The organism is Enterococcus sp. JNUCC 77, from assembly GCF_054819945.1.
In genome coordinates this window covers 388625-410167 of record NZ_JBTHIG010000002.1, presented here as the reverse complement: position 1 = coordinate 410167, position 21543 = coordinate 388625, and the positions used below count along the sequence as shown (strand labels likewise).

Sequence of the window (21543 nt, the reverse complement as noted above, 5' to 3'; positions counted from 1 at the left end):
GTAACTGCAATGGGAGCAAGATACCCGAGAGAAAAAGGTAATAACATAACGAGTCCTGCTAAAAAAAGAATAGCTGAGAAGATACCAAAAAAAGGTTTTGCTGTTTTATTTTTTAAAAATAGCGTTGTGGTTCCAGTTACTATTCCACTGATAGAAAGAAAGATTCCAAAAAATATCAGGGCTAGTACCACAAAAAACATTGATATGATAAAGATTGAGATAGTAATCATGGTAGTCTCCTAACTTTTTGAAATATTATATCATATGAAAAATTGTATAAGTGAGCGGCTAACGAGATAGATGGATAAGGAGCAACTAATTTTAAAAAAGATGCACTTATGTCTAATAGCCATTCTCCTCAACTTAACTTAAAATCCAATTAATTTCATCAGTAATCCAATTTCCTTTTCTCTTCATCGCATCAAAAGGAATCCAAGAACTTTTCATAAAAATTTTTTCTGCCTGCCAACCGCCATTAACAAGCTCTTTATTTTTAATAAAGGCAATTGCATCCTGACATTGTGGGTCCTTCAAAAGATTTTCTTTTTTGAGCAGGCTTAAGACTTCAATGATATTCGTTCTATAGGGATAAGGATAAAACAGCGTGATCAAATCATCATATAAATAATCGTCGGAGTCCTGATGGAAAATCACTCTGTGCTTCATAATATAATTTAAGCCTTGAGTAAGTTTTTCAGCTAAGATAGGATCGGATGGAAATTTTTGACGATATTCAGACAATGCCTTGACTGATTTTACTAGTCCATCATAACAAGGCGTATTACCAACACAGCCAAAACGCTCAAATAAATCGGTTTCTTGCCAGGTCGTTGCTTCATTTTTTGCAAAAGGCAAGTAGTTAATTATCCAATCAATCCCTTTTTTAGCCCAGGCTTGCTCGTTTGCTCGAATAAAGATCAACGTACAAATTGCTTGATGGCATGCCAAAATGCCTTTTGACTGTCCTGTTAAAGAGTATCCATCTGCTGTAGCGGTGTATTCGTAGAGAGTTTTCAGAAGTACTTGTACCTCTGGTAATTTTTCAAAATAAGGAATTTCTGAAAGTTCAGCTAATAAAAATTCAATTTTTCGTAAGCCTGTAAAGGTGTCTGTTCTGTGTTTGTCTGACAAGATTTCTTGAATCAAGGTTGATTCGGTTAACAGCTTCAAAATTTCTTTTTCATCTAGCTCTGCGGCACGAAGACTACGATATTTTTGTTTTAATATGAGTGCCGAATCAAGAGGTGTATTTTCCAAGCAATCAGCTCCATTCCTAAGACTTTGAATCTTTAGTTTTATTATAGCAAAAAGTAGTTGTGTAGGAGGAGACTTGAAAAAAAGTGTCTGAGTTGAGTAATGAAACATAATGTGGAGACAGAATCCAAAAATGGATTCTGTCAAGAAAAGATTTAGTAAATAGGTACAAGTATTTCACATAAACTATTAGATACTAAAGATTGTTTATACCGTTCTAGTATTGGTCTGGAATTATCAAATTCTAGTGAGCTCTCTGAAAGATGATCTGAGAATGTATTCCAAAAAGATTGAACTGCTTCGGTAGTGTGATCAATTAGAAATGTCGCATACTTTCCGGAAGGCAATTCTCTTTTACTAATTTCATTGCTTGAGATTTCAGTACTAGTAGCTACATCATATCGACAGTTTTGTGGTGAAGTAATGTTTGGGTTGTCTAAGGCTATTCCATAGATAATAGTATCGTTATTAAAAACATTTTTGTCCTTCATAAGTGTTTTTAAAGTATCCATTAGAATAAAGTTTTCAGGACCGTATGTTCCAATACGTCGTTTATAAAATATTGTTTCAGAATCCATATTTTCTATTGATAGTTCCATTTAAAATCCTCCAAAAAAATATTTGGAAGATTGGCCAATCTTTCCATAAGTTGATGATATCAGCATTTAAAATGCTTTCCAACAAAATTTTTAAAAAATATATATTGGAAAATACAAAAAAGAACGAAAGGTTGTGTCGAATTCTTTTAGCAAGATTGGTGCAACTTTTTTTACGAGCTTCTGATAAAATTTATTATTCGAAAATAGATTATCAGGGGGAGGATGAGTGCTGTGGATCAGATTACTCTGGAAGAAAAAAAGAATTGGTTGGAAATATTACAAGAAATTAGAAAAAGTGAATCGGTGATTATTCAACAACACACCACGACTAAGGAAGAAGTTAAACAGTTTCAACAATATTTAGTAGATTATAAAGGGGAGATCGATCCACATGAAATGTTTACCAATCAAAGAATTCTAAATCAACAGCAGATTTCTGAAAAAATCAACTTCACACAATTAGATAAACTACAAAAAATTATACAAAATCCTTACTTTTCCAGAGTGGATTTTATTTTTTCAGGAGAGCAGCAGGCTGAAATCATCTATATTGGGGCACAATCTTTTATGAATATGCAAAATGAAATCGTAATCTATGATTGGCGAGCACCGATTGCTAGCATTTTTTATGATTTTGACTTAGGAAAGGCATCGTTTAAAACACCGAACGGTTTATCTGAAGGCTATATTAATAAAAAACGGCAGATCAAATTTTTTAAAGGATGTCTCGAATATGCGGTAGAAGTTGAGATGACTATTTTCGATCAAGCGTTGCAAAATGAACTAGCTAATCAAACTGGTGGAAAAATGTCTACTATTATTGGAACTATTCAAAAAGAGCAGAGTCTAATTATTAGAGATCAAAAAATTCAAAGCCAAGTCATTCAAGGAGCTGCTGGTTCAGGAAAAACTTCCATTGCCCTTCATAAGATTGCGTTTTTGCTTTATCATTTTCGAGAAAGATTAGGTCCAGAAAATATTCTGATTCTTTCCCCCAATCACGTGTACAGTAATTTTATCTCTCAAGTGTTACCGGAGCTAGGAGAAAGTCCGGTTAAAGAATTAACAATAGATGAATTTATCCAAAAGGAAACGAAGATACAAAGTTTTGAAACAAGAATATCAGAGGCTGAATCTTTGATGAATACTAGTAATTTACGGCTCAGTTACTTAAATAGTAAAAAAGTTGTGCAGGATATCCAAATATACCTCGACTCTCTTGAACAATCAATATTATCTCCTAAAGATATAATAATTGATGAGTACCATTACGATAAAAGTTTTATTTTAACCCGTTTTCATGGCTATAGAAAACAGTCAATTTTGGAACGAATTCGTTTGATTGCAGATGATATTCTTGAAGACCTACGGAAGCGTCCGTTTCAACCCTCAAAAAGACCAACAGCTGGGAAACTGAGAAAACTATTAAAAGATATGTTGATTGTGAAATCTCCAGAGTGTCTTTATCAGAATTTTTTGGAAAGCAAAGGCTTTAAAAAGGTGAGAACACGTAGTTTTTCTGATTTGTTTGCTCTGGGATATTTTCAATATTTTTATCAAGGAATGTCAAATTATACTGAGATTAAATATTTAATTATTGATGAAATGCAAGATTACTCGTGGCTACAGCTCTCATTTATTCGTCAGGTAATTGCTTGTCCTATTTTATTAGTCGGCGATCAAAATCAAATTTTAACACCAACTGCAGAACTAACTTTGGAAAATCTGAGTAATTTACTTGGAGGGGCTCCAATTGTTCAATTAAATAGAAGCTACCGTTCCACTTTTGAAATTATGTCTTACGCCAAGAATTTGATTGGAGATCAAAAGATTGAGCCAGTCTTGAGACATGGTCAACAGCCTGTTGAAATTGAGGTTGCAACGATGCAAGATGAGTTAACAGTTATTTTGGAATTGATTAAAAAAAAATCAAAAAATGTGTTGATCACAAAAACTAAACAGGAAGCCTATCTTTTGCAAGAGAACTTAAAACGTAAAAATGTGGATGTTCCGGTTTTAGCCGAAGATACAAAAGATTTTACAGAAGAAAAAACGATTATTTGCCCAATGGTTCTCGCAAAGGGTCTAGAATTTGATAGAGTGATTGTTATAAATGCTGGTGATGAAAATTATTCTGGAAAGCTGGGGAAACACCAATTATTTGTCATTGCGACCAGAGCACTGCATGAGCTGTATCTTATAAGGAGGAAAGCGTTATATGAACAAAAATAAGGCATTTTTAGCTACCGTCTCTTTTATTGAAGCGAATCTTCTTGAAGAATTATCCTTGGAACAGATTGGTAGAGAGATTGGCTATTCGAAATATTACTTAGCACATGAATTTAAGGAATTGACCTGTTTTACCACTTACGACTATGTGAAAAAGAGGCGGTTAAACGAGGCTGCGAAACATCTGATTTCCACAGAGGATAAAATTATTGATATATCTCTTAATTATGGGTATCAAGAACAACGAACCTTTACTAAGGCCTTCACTGAAATATTTAAAATTACACCAAAAAAGTTTAGAGAGAACCAACAGTCTTTTGAAATTTTAGATTCGTTTCAAATGATTGATTTTACGTCTTATAAAACTTCAGACTTGTTACCTAAAATACCTCAGGAAAAACACTTAGAATCGATTCTTAATCTGATGAAACAGATTAAAGATGGCTTTCCTTATCTATCGTTGGAGCAATTAAAAAAAGTAATTTTAAGAAAAATGACAACTGGAGAAATTGTTGTTGCATTCCTTGGAAATACTGTGGTGGGCTTGATGATAGTCGATTTGAAAGCTAGTTCAATTGAGTTATTAGATAGTTTACCCACACTTTGGGGATGGGATATTGAGAGATTACTTTTAGATTTTGCTAGAGAAAATTTTCTTTTTGCAAGTAATTTCCTTAGTACAACCAGTTTTCGTGAAAAGGACAAGTTAGATATTGGACGGAGAGAAAGGTTGTTGAGGCTAAATTTTATTCCCACTAAGAAATCTATCAATTTTTCTTATCCAACCGAAGACTTTTTGCTTAAACTGCCATGAGGATATTTTAAATTAAAAGAATATGCTAGGCACTGACTCGATGGATTACTTTTTGAAAAGACAATCTACTTTTAAAAATAATTTAAGGGGAGGTAACTTTTTGTTAATAATCTAGTTTATTCAGAACTGAATTTTGGAACTTATAGCTTACATTTCTTTATGAGTTAATGATAGATAAAGATGCTTTTTTTTAGAAATTTTTGGATGAATAAGTGGATGAAACATGTATTTTAAAGCAGATTTGAACTATTGCGATAGTAGTATTCAATATTTCCTACAATAAACATCAAATCAACTGAATATACTTTCCAAATTGTTAAGTGGGAGATATTGCGAAAAAAACGCTTAACTCAAGATCACAAGTTAAGCGTTTTCTAAAGACTAAAGATTTAATTGTTGTCATATGCCTCTACAACAATTGGTAATGCACTAATCACTTCATTTCCAATAGCTGGAAGACCAACAAGAACAGCACTAATTACTTCTTCCTTACTAGCGCCAGCTTTCTTGGCTAACATGACGTGAAAAGCTATTCCACTTGTTTTTCCCGTTGCTGCAAGAACCGCGAGATACGCTAAGTGGTTTGTTTTCTCTTCTAAAGAGCTGATATTACCCCATGTTTCGACTAATTGTGCAAAAGCTTGTTGATGTTGAGGAGCTTCTTTAGCAAAGGTTTCAAATGAGTTACTTAATTTCATAGATAACCCTCCGTTTAATATAATATTTAGTTTAATTTTACCAGAAAGGGGATTTTTTTGCTTAGAGAAATCAGTTAAAGAAACATTTTAGCGAAAAAAAAAGCCAGATAGGCTGTCTGGCTTAGTAAGTATAGAATACTTTTCAAAGAAAAAAAGCTGTTTAAGCTTAGGTAAAATATAAGGCAAAACATTAAATACCGCTATATATGTGTTTTACAAATTAGCAAAAAAAGCTTAAAATCATTGATTTAATCATATTTTCAAAATTTTATAAATATAGAAATTTTTGATTTTATTCTATAAATGACGGAGATTACTGAATTAAAAAAGTCAGTCTAGTGACTGACTCACGCTGGAGACAATTTATATTTATCAGTTTTAAAATATCCACCCTATCTTATTAAACAATACAATCCCTAAAATTGCTCCAATAGATAAACATAACAAATACCATCCTACCTTGGATTTTTTTCTGATTTCTTTTTCCATAACAATTATCCCCTTTCACGGTAAATTCCGATTTACTTAATTATATCAGAGAAAAATAAATGACAGATATAAATGAGTCAGTAAACTGAAGCTATTGCGAACTTACTGATGAAATAAGAAAGATAAAATCAAAATGAAGACAAAACCAAGAAAAATGGGAGGGAAGATTTTAAAAACAATAGCTACGAATTTTTTTCCAAATTCTCGTTCTAGCTCGTATTGAGGGTTATTACTATCCTTCAAGAATTGCTTTGGTAATCGTGAAAAAAATAATCCATTTGTTCTATTGATAGAAAGTGCAAGTAGAAAAAAGAAAGTCGTAATTATTATTCCGAATAAAGCGAATAAAGAAATCTCATTAATATTCATTCTTAACAACTCCAATTTCTTTTTTCTTTAAATATATCAACAATATCAATAGGAGTCTATTAACGAAATATTTAGCAAAAAAACTACTTGAAAAAAGTAGTTTAAATCTAAACTATTCGTTTAAAGTTTCTATTGGCAGCTTCATACCTTTCCAACCCTCGAGTGCGCCACCAAGTTCGTAAGCTTTGAATCCTGCTTTTAAAAGAATTAACAAGGCTTGTTTTCCTAAAATAGTACCCGAAGTCCAGTCATAAGCTACGTATGTTTTTTCTTTATTTAATTCATTTACTTTAGAAGGTAGGTCTTTAGCAGGGATGGCTAGAGCACCTTTAATTTGATCCTTTTTAACTGCGCTGGGTGCGTTTCTTACGTCAAGAATCACGTATGGAGAGTCTTTCGTATCCATATGATTTAGGACTTCAAAATGATTGATATATAGACTTAAATAAGTTTCAAGTAGGTCAATTTTAGCTGTTTGCATGTTTTGTATCCTCCCATTTTTTTAATTTACTTTTATTATTTGCTAGCTTTTCAAGTAAATAAGAAAGCTGATTTCTTTCTTCTGCTGAAAATCCATCAAATAGACTGTCAACCGCTTGATAGTTATAGGGTAAGAATGTTTGAAGTAAATTTTTACCTTCTAAGGTTATCTTTATAAAGCTCGTTCTTTTATCCGTTGAAGATTGTTGAATAGTTATTAACCCTTTACTGTTCATACCTTTTATTAACTTACTAGCAGTTGGTCTTGTAACATTAAGTTTATCCGCAATTTCTGAAGGCAACAGCTTTTCATTTTCTGCAATGGATAAAAACATTAAAATACTGAATCTGGACTCACTTAATTTGTATTTTTCTAGTAATTGATTGTATTCTTTTTCAATTTCTCTGTAGGTTTGTTGAAATTGTAAATATAGATGTACAGAATCTGGATTACTAGATAAGTTGAATTTATTTGCTATAGCAGCAATTCTTTCAATATTAGGTCGATCTGAAAAGTTTGAATATCCCAAAAAAAACTTCCTTTCCGAAAAGTAGTTAGCCGGCTAATCAAATATTACATCATTATTAAAATAAGTCAAGCTATCTTATTCTTTAAAATATATATATCAAAAAATTGATTTCCGTTAACGAGGGAGATAACTGAGTCTATACATGGAAACTATTGTAGAAAAAAAACTGCCTGTCAGAAGACAAGCAGTAATTTAAAAATATTTTTTTAAAATTGTTGAGGTTAAAATATCTTACTACCATTTTTTACTTTACTTAATGATGTTAGTAAAATGCAGCCAGAATCTGTATCACTGCCTAGTATTCTAATCTCGCTTTTAACGTCACCAATTCTGATTGGTGCAAAACTGCAGACGCAGACTACTTGTTTACCAATAAGTTCTTCTGCCTCATAATTAGTTAGTTGTGCAGAACTATTTTTACTACCGTATTCCCCTAAATCAACTGTAACTTTATACGCAGGCTTTCGTGCTCTTTTATTCAAAGAAATATTTGTAATTGTACCGACTCTCATTTCTACTTCGTCAAATTGTTCCATTGAAATCATTAATTTTCCTCCAATATCGTTTTCTATTTTTTAAAATCGCTAGAAATCTTTTTGAAGAATTATTCTGGGTGAAAGTATTCATTATCAATAAATTTTAGATATTTTTGGATGAAGATTTTTGAAATTTCTCTATATCCTTCTACTTTACTCAATTTTTTTATTTGTTTAAAGAAGGAAATATTAATTGACGTTTTCTGATGGAATAGACACTGCAAAATGTTTGCAGGAACCCCAATAGGAAAAAAATAGCCTGAATCGGCAGTAACATTTGTAGCAGCAGGCACTGTATCACAATCCAAATCATTAAGATTACTCCCATAAAAAATGAGAAGAAATAAGCAACAACCTGACGTGTAAAGTAACAGATACCGTTAAGAATATTGAGACCGCCTAAGATAAATAATAAAAATAAACCTGGAATTAGAAATGTTTTAAAAGGAGTATCTTGCAACATGGCCGTTGATAAGCCCATACTTTCATGAAATGCTGGAATAAACGCCATTAAACTTCCTACAAATGCTCCAATACCAATAAAAAAATTTAAAAAGGAACTCAGTTTTACAATCAGTTTTTCATTTTTCATTATAACCAACTCTTTTCTAAATCGTATATATAATTGATTATATGGGAAAACAATCTGAGTGAAAACCAATTTATGAATATGCGGGACATTCTATTAAAGAAAGAGATAACTAGCTAAACTTTACCTTTCGTAGAAATGGTACTGAGTAACAAAATAAAAATAGTTGATATAACAATTATAATAAGTTGGAAATTTAGAGGGAGGACTTTAGAGAAAAGACATACTAAAGAAACAACAAGCAAGTATGAACCTACAAGTTTACCCAAAGTGTCACCATTGTAGTGTTTCTTTTCGTTTTCTGTCATCGTATTATATCCGGCAATAAGAAATAGCCATTTTCCACGAATTAGTTGGATTCCAGAGATATTCAGAATTAAGCTTAGTAGGCCCATGAATGGATTAACAAAATTTGACATCAAAAAATCTCCTTTTTGATAGGTATGACATGTCAGCTACCCACCAAGACTAAAGAAGCAACGGATATAAATGAATCAATAAACGGAAGGCATCATTTCTTTTTAAACTGTAAAAGCAAAAATATAAAGATAAAGAAAAATAAAGATTCCCATAGTGTTGTCGTCCAACTGAAAGTTTCACTAACTCCGAAGAACAGATTTCCAAGGTTGGATACAAGAAGATACACTAATGTTACGCAAATTGATGTTAATAATCTTTTTAACATAAAATCACTCCTTTAAATGAGGTTACATGGATTAGGAAAAAATGTCCAGTAATGATGAATTTGGCAGAAAAGGAGAAATGTATGAATAAGCAAGAAGCAATCGAAAAATAAAATAAAAGAGTAAATATACTAGTAATTACTCAAGTGAAATGGTTCGTATTTTATATGCCCTTAAGATAATTAAAGGAATACAAACACCAGGAAAAGTAATAATCCCACAATTTATCGTAGACTATATAGAAGAATGAAAAAATAGGTCATATCTTTTTTAGGAAAAGTATTAAACACGACTTGGAACAGAAGTTTTAAAATAACTAGTTGGCTGCAAATTTTTGATGACTTTGACGACGTTAATGAAGAAAAAGCAACAAAAATCAAGAATTATTCGTTAAAGAATGGATAGATGGATATAAGGTAGAAAAAGAATCTAAGTGGATTGTAAAAGTAAATAATATGTATTTTTTGAATTGGGGTGAAGATGGAACTTGCCAGGTATTCTTAATTAATGACCATCTGAATAGCGAAACTCACGCAGAACATTTCTTAATAAAAGAAGATGCAGATAGTGTAGTAGATTTGATTGGCGGGATAGCTGTACCGGTACAGCACGTTAATGACAGAGATGACGCAATGGAATTTACATTAAATAATCCATATCACGATGTGACCCATACAACTGACTAATTGACTGGGGAAGACTGGTTGGAGTTTTTAGAAAAAAATAATGCTGGGAAAATAGATTGTTTAACAGTTAGAGAAAACAAACACAATAAACTGATTACAATTAATCCTAAAAATCTTTCTTGCATAGTCTCATCGGATTGACTTGAAAGACAGATATAATAAAAGGCCACTATAAAAATAGTGACTTCTTAGAAAAGTTTATGAATGGTTTTCAAAAATTGATAGGAGATACCTTAACGTAAATGATCCCAATTATTATCTTTATTGAACCATCAATTAAAAAAAGATAATTCAGTGGTAAAGAAAGTTTCCAATTGATCAAAACATTCACAATAGTAAGAATTGAAAGAATCAGCATCAATTTTCCATGAACCGGAGTGAAGGCTAAAAAGTGGATACTCACTGATAGAAAAATTAATCTCCAAATAGTTACAACTTGAGGAGCCGAAAGATTTGTCTGACCGATTGAAGGAATAATCGAAAGTGCAACTAAACCTAACAATAAAATCAATGCAAAGTTGGCCCAACGATTTTGTTGTTTTGTTCCTTGATGAATACTAAATTTTGCCCTAGTTTTTTTATTTAATTGCCAAAACAATCCAAGAGAATAGACAATGATGAAAAAAATAGGGTTAGGAAGAAAAACGGGTGTTGTTTGAACCGGGATGAGTAGAAAAAGGGTTGCTATTCCAGCCGTAATTAGCCAGACACCATTAATAAACTGACGGGGATATTTAAATTCTTTTGCTTTCGACATAAAAAGACTTCTTTCTATTTTTAATGATTATAATATAAGACAAAAAAATTAGAATGAATCGAGTCAGCTAAACACAAAGATTATGGAATTTGATTTCATTCATAGTAAAGAGTATTCAATTTTTCTGAATCTATCATTGATGAAGTGTCGATAAAATATTTTGATTGCCAATTTTGTGTTTTAGTAGCACTCGTATTTAAGTCAGTTTCCCAATCTGGATAGACTCGCATAGCCATTTTCCCTTTTGAGCCGGGACTTTTTAAAATATTTTTCTTTAATAGTATTTCCTTAGGAAAAACGAATTGCCCAGATAAGCTGTCATCGATGATTACTACAATCAATTTATTAGGGTAGTTTTGAAATGAAAAAGCTTGATTATTTCCTCTAGAATCTTTTTCCCAAAAAGCAACGAAATAACCTTTCTTTTTTGGTGTTAATTTAGCTAAACGACAACGAAAAGTAAAGTTGCTGATAGAAAAAGTAGATCCTTCATAATCTTTATTTTGATGTTCGAATTTAATATTTTGCAGAGTTCTACTTGTTAATTGACTAATATAGCACAGTGAGTTATTCAAATTTCCAACCTCTCTCATAATAGAAAAATAGACACATTAGATTCGTGAAAATATTGTAGCACACTAAAATACTGATCCACAGACTCAGCCTTTAGCAGAATGTTAAATTTTATTCAGATCAGTTATTTAAGTGAAAGCTCAACGACCTGATATACGACAACTTGATAAGTATCTGCATTTGCAGGCGTAAAGGCTAGTGCAATATTCCCATTGTTCATGTAATATGCATATATTTTTGTATCATTTCCGTTAAATGGAGTGAAAAAGTCAATGCTTGCAGCATGTTCTACGTCACTTAACTTCAATTCTGTATTTACATGGACATTTTTTTGGGTTTCATATTCTCGAAAAGCAATTGTTTGTGTGGAAACTGTAGTAGGGATAAGTGAAGCAACTTGACCTGTGCGTTCTCCGTAGCTATCACTATCTGTTGTATTATACGCAACAGTAATAGATTGATTACTCTCATAGGTGGTTACTGAGAAACCCAATTCGTTATATTGACCTACTAAAATTTTATCAGAGGGAAATGAGACTTCATATGGAAATTCATTTGAAGTATGAGAACCGTCATTATTTGAGCTTTGCTGTAATTTATTTGTTGAGTTCCTTATAGATGAGTTTGTTGAATAACTTGCTATTTGTTGATTTGAAGAAGGTTTATAAGAAAATAGAAAAATAAATGCGACTAAGACAATAATAATCAAAGTAAATATAGAAAATATCAAAAATAGTTTGTTATCTTTTTTGATTAATTGATTTTGACGTCTTTTCATTATGTCATCTCCTTAATTACCAATGTAGATAAATTATATACTTGGTCGGAAAAAATGAATAGTTCTTTAACGTCGGCTATAGCTGAGTCAGTAAGTGGAAGATATAACTGACTAAAGAAATATTTTCCGGAATATAAAAAGACTATATAGTTTTTTCATAAACAAAGCCAATCATCTCGCTTCTAGGGTCTTTGATTTCACCTGTTTTTTTATAACCCAGAGATTCATAGAAATGATGCAAGTGAAAGTTTTCGCTCGGGGTATCTAATTTCCATCGTTTTACTTTTGGATATTGCTTCTCAATTGCCAGCATAATTTGTCTGCCGTAACCTTTTTTTTGGTGGTCAGGATCAATAAAAATAGCGCCGATTTCCCCCTTTTTTCTTAAAGGAACAACAAAAGCACCACCAATTTCTTTATCGTCAGCTAGGATAACTTTGCCAAAAATAAGTGGTGGCAAAAACCTTTTTTTTTCAGTTTTTAGTAGTGGTGGATAGACGCCATATTTTTCGTAGTCAGGTTGAAACGCTCGTAATGCTATGTCGTATAGTACGGGGACATCTTGTTTTTTCATCTTTCTAAAAGTAATCATAAAAAACCTGCTTTCTGTTTTTATGCAAAGAGTGATAAGGGAATAAAAAATAAAAGGTTAAATGTGGATGAGTTCAATTTAAATATGTCGTCGAGACACATTGAGGACGTACTAAAGAAAAATATAAAGTGAGTTGACTAGCAAATAAAGTATAAATAAGTCGACTATTACAAATGGAATGAATGAAATTCTTCTAACAGATTTATTAACGATAGTGATATTTTAAAGCTAAATAATCCCACAGTTATTTATTTTATTGTATCAAAAAAGTAGTAAATAGTTAACTCTGCTAACGAAACATTCCTACTACGTGTCAAGTAAAAATAAATAAATTATCTATGTAAAATACGACATCACAAAGAAACTGCAGTCGTTTATTTTTTTAAAACTGTAGGTACTAAATTATCTAATTGTAGCGAGGTTACTGTTGGCTGACTGAAGCAAGGTGATAATCATAGATCGAGCCTTTAATAACCATGGCATACAAACATTTAATTAATTTATTGATGCAGGCAATAGTGGCTACATTGTGTTTCTTAGAGTAAGGTGGTTCCTTTAATTTATAGTAATAATCTACTATATGGTTAGGCCCCCAGCGTTGTTGTTTAAGCATATTAGTAACCACAAAATAGAAGACTCTCCTGGCATTTGGATTACCTCGTTTGTTTATCCGGTCAGTACACATAAAGGTGCCAGATTGGTGCCGTCGAATGTCAATGCCAATATAGGCATTGACATTCGACGGATTTAAAATTTTGAGGTGAAAACAATATGGTGAAAATAGAATTAAATTCGGAAGAAATAAATTGGCTTTTATACTCAATTTCAAAAATGAAGGAAAACAAACAAGTGATTCCAATCGAATTAAAAGAACTTGAACAAAAATTGAATATCGCTGAATTGAAAATAAAGAATAGAACCAGGTTGTAGAAAATAAATTACTTGGACCCAATTGCTAATTTAAATCAATTGAGCAAGTTGGACCATAGTGACGGAAGTCCGTTAACGACGGAAATAATGGAAAAAGTAGAGTTTAAGATTATCTTTTTAGGACTTTTTATTTGAAGCTAATGCACAAAAAATGGCAATCCCAATACAGAATATTAGTATTAGTTTCATAGTTGAGAGCTCCTTTACGTTGTTTAAGATAATTATATTTCTATGATCGCAGAAAGCAAGTGTTCTCAGAAGATACTTGTAGAAATTGAATAAGAAATAGAATTTTCCGCTAACCACCAAGATTGCAGACTATTACTATTAAATAAGAAACATTCATTCTACGACTAGATCATATTTAATTAAATATAAAACATTTGTAGAAAGAGTTGCAAACCCGAAAGTAATTGAATATGTTTCAAAACTGAAAATAAGTGATAAATAAGAATCAGATAAGCTACCCACATAAGTCAAATTTATAAAGTTAGTAAACAGAGCCAAAAAGATGGTAATTGTTGAAATGATGCTTTTTGTTCTTTCAAGTAACCATTTTTCAGATAATTCATTTTGGCTGCGATGTGTCTTATATTTATTTAAAAACAAATTACTAGTAACCAAACAACTTATCGCCATTATCAAAATCAGAAAAACATATTCAGTTGGTGAGGGATGATTATAATTTTTATTTAATTTGATGTATCCCCCTAGTATGACGGTGATTGTAACAAGGTTTACTGTATACATCAAAAATATAAATACTGTAAGTATAGTGAAAGCTTGTCTCTTTTTCATCTTGTTGTCTCCAATATTAATTTTAGTTAAATAATAAGGTACTGTGCATGATTAATCAATAGTCCATAAACTCAGCCTTTTACGGAAAGGAAATAAAAATGGAAACATTTATGAATTTTATATTATTCGGAATGGCGTTAATCGTTTTTATATTCGCTATTCTAGCTACAGTTTGGTTTGGATTTCAATTATACGATGAAATTCGAGACAGATTCTTTTAAGTAAAGGAGCGATTCAATGCGAGAAATTAAATTTAGAGCGTGGGATAAAGAAAAGAAAAAATTTATTCGTCTAAGTGCCTTACATCTAGAAGAGAGTGGATTAGAAGTTGGATTAGTCTATGATCTTAGTGAACACTATCTTTCTACAGCATTTAGTGTAGGAGGAGGACGCAGCTTAAATTTAAATGATGGTATTCTCATGCAATATACAGGACTCAAAGACAAGAATGATCAAGAAGTTTATGAAGGGGATATTGTCCGTTGCACTAGAGGATGTCCTCACGAGATCATTTGGATCGAAGAATATGGTGGTATGTTTTTTGGCGGAATGCCAACATGGTATTTATCAGGACTTACTGAAGGATATGCTTGGACTGGTGAAGAAGAAATTATTGGTAACATCTACGAAAATCCAGAGTTGTTGGAGGTCGAGAAATGAAAGAAAAAATATATGGATATTTTAAATTTGGTTACCCTTTGTTTTTGTTGCTTATGTCGATGATAGCAACTTTCCTAGATAATTGGATAAAGGCAGTCCTGTTTATTGTATTGTATGCAATTTGCATAATCGATGACCGACTTACAGATATTCACATGAGTATTAGAACATTGTGGTATCGAATTTATCTGAGAAATAAAAAAGACGGGATTGAATAATTCCGCTAACGTCGGCTATAGCTGAGTCAGTAAGTGGAAGAAATAGTGGAATGAGGTGGGATGATGATAGTGAAGAAAAAATATGTTTTTTATGCCTGTAATGAAAGTTTAAGCGGGTTTTATTGTGAATATTGGACACAGTATTAGGGGATGGAACAGTATCCAGTATTGATCGACTCGTTAGAAGATAACTCCATTTATAAATCAAAGAAACTTAAAACATATTCTTCCTATGGACGTGCTTTGAACGGTGTTAAAGCTTGTAGCAGCATCCAAAATAGACTTTGCCGTATCGCCTATTATCGACTCGATCACTTACTGGTAAATTTGGTAAATTCCATTAAGCTTAACTAACAGTTGAAACACAAAATAGAAAAGAGGATACAGTAACAGCAAATATGTAAATCACTAAACTATTTTGTACCCTGTGTTCTCTAATATTTTGATAGATTTATCGAAGTGAGTCGCTTTTACTAAAATATAATCTGTATTATAAGTAGATATAGCAAATATGCTAATATTCGCGTCAGCTAAAAGAGAAGATATTTTGGACAATATTCCAACTAAGCTAAAGTCTAAAACACCTTCAATTTTGAATCCCTTCCAATCATCTTCACGAGATAGTGTCATTGAAGGTACATTTTGGGTAGGTAATACAACAGATAATTCGTCCTCTGTTTTTCCTATAAATAATGGCGATACTGATAAATCAATATCAGTAATAGCTGCTACTTGTATAACTGATAATGGAACATTTATTTTATTTATTTTCATGGACAATCTCCTTTTTTAATAACTATAACTTAATAAAGAGATAGCGTAAAATATTTAGTGCAAACAAAGGAATTCCATTCTGTTAAATTAAAGTTACGACAATAGAAATAATACATTGCTACAAGCGGAATTAACTGAATTACTCGACTATGAAAAATTGATAAATCAGGAATTTAATTCAGGTAAATCTTAAGTCAAGAATGAATTAGCTGAGTGAACAAAAATTTATAAAAATACAAAACTGCAAGTGACGGATATAGCTGAGTCAGTAAACGAAACAGATTGTGGCAAATAAAAAAGCTATCTTTTAATGATAGCCATTAACTATTTATTCTTTTTAGGAAAAAATGCAATAACAAAGAATAATACAGGAAAAAATAACGTTCCCAATAACCCACCAGTATTATAAGCAGCAGGCATGTTAGGATCAGCAACTGACCCAGTAAATAGTTTATAAATCGCGAATAAAGAAAAAATAACTGCAACTACAAAAGCCCATTTTCGTTTAATCATACTTTCACCTCCATGTTGAAAGTATAACAAAGCGAAAATAAAAAGTCTGTAAGCGACGGAGATAGCTGAGTCAATAAATGGAAGCTATTGAAAAAAAGCCCTAAGGCTACAGTCATAAATAGTAGATTAACTAATTGCTTTTGAATGCCCAAAACCCTTTTATTCCAACAAGAAAGCCTATAAATGATACAGCAATGTTTGTATTTGCGCCAATCAGGATTAAAAGCAAGCTAAGTGTGAGGTATTGTTTTCTTTTATCAAAATTAAAATTCATGGGACAACTCCGTTTTATTCATATTTTATTGATGAGTATAGCTTACTTGATTATTTTAGACAATTTACCAATTTTTTTAGAGGATTAGGCAATTTAGAGAATATATTATGTTTCAGATTAACCGAAGTCCGTGTACGAAATAGTTAGGGGATTAAGTGACACTCAAAATAAAGTGGTAATTAATGTGATAATAGCTAATCCGCCTTGCGTGAAAATGATTTTTTTATCACTAGATACGCTGCCATATATCGCAACACAAATAATATAAATTAAAATGATGCGACTAATTTCTAAAGATGCAGTTGGAGAAAATATGCTATATATCAATCCAACTCCCAACAACCCATTATAGATACCTTGATTTTTAAATAGGGTGTTTAAGTATGAAGAATGTAATTCTTTTTGAGGAATATTGAATACCCTACTTGTAGATTTTGATGTTGTCGCAAATGTTTCAAGATACATGATATAGAAAAACTCCAATGCAACTAACACGGTTAATAGTTTTGTTAAAAAAGACATGTTTTTCCTCCTTGTACAATGTAAATACTCATAGAAGTATATTTAACCAGTATAAAACAGTCAATCTTTTGGAATACATATATTTTTGATTTCTATCACTTTATTCAGTTGGGTTCTCTTTTTGTACAAGTGAGACATATTCTAAAAATTTTTTTTCTTCTCTTTTTGGTTTTAATGGGTAGAGTAGACCCAAAATATTTTGATACGGCCAATTGACTGGCAATGTTACGAAATTCGGCTGAACATATTGCCACTGTGGTAAAGAAAGCAGTAATTTATTGGACTGATCATACTTGTTAAAAACATTCATATCGTAAAATTCTGAAGTGATTTCCTGTTTGATTTCGGGATATTTTTCCGCTAAATCGGCTTGTAGGATACCAACCGGACGATTCGGTGAACTTTTTCCTGAGACAAGGGTTTCTCCAAATAAATCTTCTATTTCTAAATGATCTTTTTGTGATAACGGATGATTTAGAGGAACAGCAATGGTAAAAGTTACCGGATAAAGTTCATGATAACCGGCTAACTTTGCGGTAATATCGGCAGTGTAAGATCCTGTGATAATATCGTAAGTCGTTCCTAATTGATGAAGGACAGAAATAATCGTATCGCGATTATCGTCAAAAGGCACAATTTCAAAAGAGAAACGATTATTTTTTTTACGGATAGCGGCTAATAAACTGGAAATTTGCTGACTAGGATTTAACAATGAGCTCCCGATTTTAATTTTCCAAGGATGGTCTTTCATTAGATTATCGGCACGAGTCATCGCTTCTTCCGAAAAGGCGATGATTTTTTTGCTGTCTTCATAAATAGATTGACCAACTTCAGTTAAGGTAATTCCTTGGTGACTTCTTTCGATTAGCTGTAAATCTAATTGTTCTTCTAATAAATTCATCTGTTTCATGACAGCCGGCGCAGATATAAATAAAGACTCTGATGCTTTAGCAAAACTTCCCATATCGACAACGGTAATAAAAGTATCTAAAAGGTGGTTATACATAAATTTCCCCTCCATTAACTATTGGTTAATACGATATTAACATTTTACAAATTCTCAAACAATTCGTCGGGTGATAATCTATGTTCATACCAAGTATACAAACCGAAAGGAAGTCATCATTATGGACTATGTAACATTAAACAATGGCGTAAAAATGCCAAAATTAGGATTCGGCGTTTTTCAAATTCCAGATTTGGTAGAAAGTGAAAAAATTGTCACAGAAGCATTGAAAGCAGGCTATCGTCTGATTGATACAGCGCCAGGTTATTTGAATGAAGAAGCAGTCGGGAAATCAATCGCTAAAAGTGGTATTCCTCGTGAAGAAATTTTTGTCACAACGAAACTTTGGCTACAAGATGCCGGATATGAAGCAACTAAAAAAGCTTTCCAACGCCAGTTAGATAAATTAGGCTTAGATTATTTAGATTTGTATTTGATTCATGTACCTTTTAATGATTATTATGGCTCATGGCGGGCGATGGAAGAATTATATAAAGAAGGCAAAATTCGTGCGATTGGTGTGAGTAATTTCAGTGAAGATCGTTTGGTGGATTTGATTGTGAACAACGAAATCAAACCAGCAATTAACCAAATCGAAATTCACCCGCTGCGTCAACAACGTCGCGCATTAGAAGTGATGGAAGAATATGGCGTTCAACCAGAAGCGTGGGCACCTTTTGCAGAAGGAAACGGCAATATTTTTCAAAATGAAATATTAAAAGAAATTGCCGAAAAATATGGCAAATCTCCTGCGCAAGTAATTTTACGCTGGCAATTACAACGAGATACGGTGGTGATTCCAAAATCAGCTAATGTTGATCGCATGAAACAAAATATTGATGTGTTTGACTTTGAATTAAGTCAAGAAGATATGGATGAAATCAAATTATTAGAAACAGGCTTCAAAATTATTGATCATTTAACCGCTGATATTGCCAAATCATTTAATGAAGTCAGATATCCAGAGAAATAGGATTAATCATATAGAAAAGTGAGGAATTGAGATGGAATTAAGAAAAATCGGTAGTTTAACAGTTTCGCCAATCGGAATGGGCTGCATGGGATTTTCTCATGGTTATGGAGAGGTCCCGGAAGAATCTTATAGCATTGCTGCAATTCAAAAAGCCTATGCGTTTGGTTGTAACTTTTTTGACACTGCCGAAGCTTATGGTCGAGAATTATTTTTCCCCGGTCACAATGAGGAACTATTAGGAAAAGCTGTCGAAGGCTTCAGAGATCAAGTTGTTTTAGCAACAAAATTGCATATTGATGAAAATGAGATTACTGATGAAATGGACTTATCTATGGTTATTCATAGTCATCTGAAAAAATCTTTAGAAAATTTGCGAACAGATTATGTGGATTTATATTATTTGCACCGTGTGAATGAATTAATTCCAGTGGAAGCTGTTGCTGAGGTAATGGGTGAACTGATTGAGGAAGGTCTAATTCAAGAATGGGGGTTTTCGCAAGTGGGCGTGGATATTTTAGCAAAAGCTCATGCAGTTACGCCGGTTGCTGCGGTCCAAAATTTGTATTCAATGATGGAATGTGATGCAGAAAAAGATATTTTTCCTTATTGTTTGGCAAATGGGATAACTGTTGTGCCATTTTCTCCGATTGCTAGTGGTTTTTTATCAGGGAATGTTACCGTTGAAACAAGTTTTGAAGGCGATGATGTGCGAAAATTCGTGCCACAACTTTCGAAAGAAAACATGGTAGCGAATCAACCGATTTTAGCAATTTTAGCTGAATATGCAAAAGAAAAAAAAGCCACTAATGCCCAGATTTCTCTTGCTTGGATGCTACACAAATATCCTAATGTGGTGCCAATTCCCGGTTCAAAAAATCAAGCAAGAATTTTAGAAAATTTAGGTGCGTGGAATGTCAGATTGACAGATGATGAGTTTGCGCGATTAGAAGTAGAGCTCGATAGAATTACGATTCACGGACATCGTGGACATATCGAAACACAACAGGCAACTTTTGGACATCAATGGGAAAATAAATAAAAACTATGACTGAAGTTTCAATACAAAGGAGCAAAAAACATGAATAAAAAATCTGTAACAATTAAAAATTTAGACTGGAATATGGCTGGTGATTTGTACTTTCCAGATCATTTTGACGAAACAAAAAAATATCCAGCAATCGTCAGCGCCCATCCAATCGGTAGTAGTAAAGAACAAACAGCTGGAAATATCTATGGACAAGCGTTAGCACAAGCAGGATTTTTGGTTTTAGCTTTTGACGCTTCCTTCCAAGGAGAAAGTGATGGGAAGTTACGCCATCTGGAAAACCCCGGTATGAGAACGGAAGATTTTAGTTATGCAGTAGATTATTTAGTAACATTAGATTACGTTGATGAAGAAAAAATTGGTGTTTTAGGTATTTGTGGTGGCGGTGCTTACACAATTGACGCTGCAAAAATGGAACGTCGCTTCAAAGCTATTGGTACAGTTACGGCTGCTTCAATTGGTCGTCTCTGGAGAGAAACGGAATTTAATCCGATTAAACAATTGGAAGAAATGGCAAAACAACGAACTGCAGAAGCTCGAGGTGCTGAAATTCGTGTGGATAATGCGCTACCTGATACTGTAGAAGTAGCCAAAAAAATGGGGATTGACGATATTGATCCACTTGAAGCTATCGAATATTATCGCACCCCACGTGGGCAAAAGCCAAATGGCACTAACTTATCAGTCTACTCACATAGTACAGCGTTAGTAAATTACGATCCATATCATTTAATCGAAACACTTTTGACGCAACCACTGTTGGTTATTGTTGGTGATAAACCTGGTGCATTTGGTGCTTATCGTGATGGTTTTGAAATTATTCGCCGTGCAGGTTCCAAAGAAAAAGAATTGTTTGTCTTAAAAGGCTGGTCACATTATGATTTATACGATCAACCAGAACCAACGCGATTAGCTTTGGAAAAATTAGTACCGTTTTATAAAAAATATTTAGGATAGTTTCTATTCATATCTGAAATAATGTACCCACTAAAAAAGATAATTAGGTCTATTTAGTAAAATACGGATATTAGCAAGCAAAAAACAATCCATCAAATTATTTTGAAGGATTGTTTTTTTCTTTAATAAAATTGAATGATGTACTTATTTTAAAGGATAAACGACTTGCGCTGTGTTCAGTTAAACAAGTTGGTGTGATATTGTCATAGTCCATTAA

The 21543-nt window shown here is 32.5% G+C and carries 29 protein-coding genes and 1 pseudogene; 11 read left to right on the top strand and 19 right to left on the bottom strand.

What is annotated here, in order from left to right; all coding sequences use genetic code 11:
- Positions 1-9 precede the first annotated feature (9 nt).
- Complete coding sequence (locus ACVWNY_RS15035) at positions 10-243, top strand: hypothetical protein (protein WP_218327463.1); 234 nt, start codon at positions 10-12, stop codon at positions 241-243.
- 120 nt (positions 244-363) lie between these two features.
- Here ACVWNY_RS15035 and ACVWNY_RS15030 read toward each other — a convergent pair whose 3' ends face one another.
- The gene (locus ACVWNY_RS15030) at positions 364-1257 is read right to left on the bottom strand and encodes a hypothetical protein (RefSeq protein WP_218327462.1); all 894 of its coding nucleotides are present in this window, start codon (positions 1255-1257) and stop codon (positions 364-366) included.
- Between the two features lie 152 nt (positions 1258-1409).
- Positions 1410-1853 carry an AraC family transcriptional regulator gene (locus ACVWNY_RS15025; RefSeq protein WP_454072311.1) on the bottom strand — a complete coding sequence of 148 codons (444 nt, stop codon included), beginning with the start codon at positions 1851-1853 and terminating at the stop codon, positions 1410-1412.
- A gap of 267 nt (positions 1854-2120) precedes the next feature.
- On the opposite strand from ACVWNY_RS15025, the gene ACVWNY_RS15020 reads away from it, so the two are divergent.
- Positions 2121-4085: a HelD family protein gene (locus ACVWNY_RS15020; protein WP_454072310.1), complete on the top strand. Its 1965-nt coding sequence runs from the start codon at positions 2121-2123 to the stop codon at positions 4083-4085.
- Positions 4072-4896, top strand: coding sequence for a helix-turn-helix transcriptional regulator (locus ACVWNY_RS15015; RefSeq protein WP_454072309.1), 825 nt, complete (start codon positions 4072-4074; stop codon positions 4894-4896). Before ACVWNY_RS15020 ends, ACVWNY_RS15015 begins: the two co-directional genes overlap by 14 nt.
- 389 nt (positions 4897-5285) lie before the next feature.
- Here ACVWNY_RS15015 and ACVWNY_RS15010 read toward each other — a convergent pair whose 3' ends face one another.
- From ACVWNY_RS15010 to ACVWNY_RS14980, 7 genes are all read right to left on the bottom strand, one after another.
- Positions 5286-5594, bottom strand: coding sequence for a carboxymuconolactone decarboxylase family protein (locus ACVWNY_RS15010; RefSeq protein ID WP_438721015.1), 309 nt, complete (start codon positions 5592-5594; stop codon positions 5286-5288).
- Between the two features lie 591 nt (positions 5595-6185).
- Positions 6186-6452 carry a hypothetical protein gene (locus ACVWNY_RS15005; protein WP_218327457.1) on the bottom strand — a complete coding sequence of 89 codons (267 nt, stop codon included), beginning with the start codon at positions 6450-6452 and terminating at the stop codon, positions 6186-6188.
- Positions 6453-6564: 112 nt separating this feature from the next.
- Positions 6565-6933, bottom strand: a complete 369-nt coding sequence (locus ACVWNY_RS15000) for a rhodanese-like domain-containing protein (RefSeq protein ID WP_218327456.1) — start codon at positions 6931-6933, stop codon at positions 6565-6567.
- A complete protein-coding gene (locus ACVWNY_RS14995) occupies positions 6920-7462 on the bottom strand; it encodes a MarR family winged helix-turn-helix transcriptional regulator (RefSeq protein WP_454072308.1) in 543 nt (180 codons plus the stop codon). The genes ACVWNY_RS15000 and ACVWNY_RS14995 overlap by 14 nt, the downstream gene beginning before the upstream one ends.
- Before the next feature lie 221 nt (positions 7463-7683).
- On the bottom strand, positions 7684-8007 hold the full coding sequence (locus ACVWNY_RS14990) for a tRNA-binding protein (RefSeq protein WP_218327454.1): 324 nt from the start codon (positions 8005-8007) through the stop codon (positions 7684-7686).
- A 157-nt stretch (positions 8008-8164) separates the two neighbouring features.
- Complete coding sequence (locus ACVWNY_RS14985; RefSeq protein WP_454072307.1) at positions 8165-8590, bottom strand: hypothetical protein; 426 nt, start codon at positions 8588-8590, stop codon at positions 8165-8167.
- Between the two features lie 113 nt (positions 8591-8703).
- Positions 8704-9006: a DUF3784 domain-containing protein gene (locus tag ACVWNY_RS14980; RefSeq protein ID WP_218327452.1), complete on the bottom strand. Its 303-nt coding sequence runs from the start codon at positions 9004-9006 to the stop codon at positions 8704-8706.
- Between the two features lie 641 nt (positions 9007-9647).
- Between ACVWNY_RS14980 and ACVWNY_RS14975 the strand changes: the two are divergent.
- Positions 9648-9725 (top strand): annotated as a pseudogene (locus ACVWNY_RS14975) (DUF1642 domain-containing protein); the annotation flags it as partial.
- Positions 9726-9956 carry a hypothetical protein gene (locus ACVWNY_RS14970; protein ID WP_218327451.1) on the top strand — a complete coding sequence of 77 codons (231 nt, stop codon included), beginning with the start codon at positions 9726-9728 and terminating at the stop codon, positions 9954-9956. It begins immediately after the preceding pseudogene.
- A gap of 211 nt (positions 9957-10167) precedes the next feature.
- On the opposite strand, the gene ACVWNY_RS14965 is transcribed toward ACVWNY_RS14970, so the two are convergent.
- From ACVWNY_RS14965 to ACVWNY_RS14945, 5 genes are all read right to left on the bottom strand, one after another.
- Positions 10168-10713 carry a DUF6609 family protein gene (locus tag ACVWNY_RS14965; RefSeq protein WP_454072305.1) on the bottom strand — a complete coding sequence of 182 codons (546 nt, stop codon included), beginning with the start codon at positions 10711-10713 and terminating at the stop codon, positions 10168-10170.
- A 95-nt stretch (positions 10714-10808) separates the two neighbouring features.
- Positions 10809-11288, bottom strand: a complete 480-nt coding sequence (locus ACVWNY_RS14960) for a MepB family protein (protein WP_454072304.1) — start codon at positions 11286-11288, stop codon at positions 10809-10811.
- A 122-nt stretch (positions 11289-11410) separates the two neighbouring features.
- Positions 11411-12064 carry a hypothetical protein gene (locus ACVWNY_RS14955; protein WP_454072303.1) on the bottom strand — a complete coding sequence of 218 codons (654 nt, stop codon included), beginning with the start codon at positions 12062-12064 and terminating at the stop codon, positions 11411-11413.
- 142 nt (positions 12065-12206) lie between these two features.
- Complete coding sequence (locus ACVWNY_RS14950) at positions 12207-12656, bottom strand: GNAT family N-acetyltransferase (RefSeq protein ID WP_218327447.1); 450 nt, start codon at positions 12654-12656, stop codon at positions 12207-12209.
- Positions 12657-13077: 421 nt separating this feature from the next.
- On the bottom strand, positions 13078-13479 hold the full coding sequence (locus tag ACVWNY_RS14945; protein WP_454072350.1) for a transposase: 402 nt from the start codon (positions 13477-13479) through the stop codon (positions 13078-13080).
- Here ACVWNY_RS14945 and ACVWNY_RS14940 point away from each other — a divergent pair.
- On the top strand, positions 13428-13586 hold the full coding sequence (locus ACVWNY_RS14940; RefSeq protein WP_454072357.1) for a hypothetical protein: 159 nt from the start codon (positions 13428-13430) through the stop codon (positions 13584-13586). The genes ACVWNY_RS14945 and ACVWNY_RS14940 overlap by 52 nt on opposite strands.
- Before the next feature lie 342 nt (positions 13587-13928).
- Here the strand turns inward: ACVWNY_RS14940 and ACVWNY_RS14935 are convergent, their stop codons facing one another.
- A complete protein-coding gene (locus tag ACVWNY_RS14935) occupies positions 13929-14384 on the bottom strand; it encodes a hypothetical protein (protein WP_454072301.1) in 456 nt (151 codons plus the stop codon).
- A 237-nt stretch (positions 14385-14621) separates the two neighbouring features.
- On the opposite strand from ACVWNY_RS14935, the gene ACVWNY_RS14930 reads away from it, so the two are divergent.
- On the top strand, positions 14622-15044 hold the full coding sequence (locus ACVWNY_RS14930) for a YopX family protein (protein WP_454072300.1): 423 nt from the start codon (positions 14622-14624) through the stop codon (positions 15042-15044).
- On the top strand, positions 15041-15262 hold the full coding sequence (locus tag ACVWNY_RS14925; RefSeq protein WP_454072299.1) for a hypothetical protein: 222 nt from the start codon (positions 15041-15043) through the stop codon (positions 15260-15262). The genes ACVWNY_RS14930 and ACVWNY_RS14925 overlap by 4 nt, the downstream gene beginning before the upstream one ends.
- A 408-nt stretch (positions 15263-15670) precedes the next feature.
- On the opposite strand, the gene ACVWNY_RS14920 is transcribed toward ACVWNY_RS14925, so the two are convergent.
- The 4 genes from ACVWNY_RS14920 to ACVWNY_RS14905 all read right to left on the bottom strand — a co-directional run bounded on the left by ACVWNY_RS14920 (position 15671) and on the right by ACVWNY_RS14905 (position 18351).
- The gene (locus ACVWNY_RS14920) at positions 15671-16036 is read right to left on the bottom strand and encodes an ACT domain-containing protein (protein WP_218327444.1); all 366 of its coding nucleotides are present in this window, start codon (positions 16034-16036) and stop codon (positions 15671-15673) included.
- Positions 16037-16360: 324 nt separating this feature from the next.
- A complete protein-coding gene (locus ACVWNY_RS14915; RefSeq protein WP_218327443.1) occupies positions 16361-16549 on the bottom strand; it encodes a hypothetical protein in 189 nt (62 codons plus the stop codon).
- A gap of 436 nt (positions 16550-16985) precedes the next feature.
- Entirely contained in the window at positions 16986-17345 is a 360-nt protein-coding gene (locus tag ACVWNY_RS14910) for a DUF1304 domain-containing protein (protein WP_218327441.1), read from the bottom strand.
- Between the two features lie 100 nt (positions 17346-17445).
- Positions 17446-18351: a LysR family transcriptional regulator gene (locus tag ACVWNY_RS14905; RefSeq protein WP_454072298.1), complete on the bottom strand. Its 906-nt coding sequence runs from the start codon at positions 18349-18351 to the stop codon at positions 17446-17448.
- Positions 18352-18469: 118 nt separating this feature from the next.
- Between ACVWNY_RS14905 and ACVWNY_RS14900 the strand changes: the two genes are divergently transcribed.
- From ACVWNY_RS14900 to ACVWNY_RS14890, 3 genes are read left to right on the top strand one after another with little or no spacing between them, the layout of a single operon-like run.
- Positions 18470-19324 carry an aldo/keto reductase gene (locus tag ACVWNY_RS14900; protein ID WP_343214736.1) on the top strand — a complete coding sequence of 285 codons (855 nt, stop codon included), beginning with the start codon at positions 18470-18472 and terminating at the stop codon, positions 19322-19324.
- A gap of 31 nt (positions 19325-19355) precedes the next feature.
- A complete protein-coding gene (locus ACVWNY_RS14895; protein ID WP_454072297.1) occupies positions 19356-20363 on the top strand; it encodes an aldo/keto reductase in 1008 nt (335 codons plus the stop codon).
- 39 nt (positions 20364-20402) lie between these two features.
- On the top strand, positions 20403-21326 hold the full coding sequence (locus ACVWNY_RS14890; RefSeq protein WP_454072296.1) for an alpha/beta hydrolase: 924 nt from the start codon (positions 20403-20405) through the stop codon (positions 21324-21326).
- Positions 21327-21543: the final 217 nt, after the last annotated feature.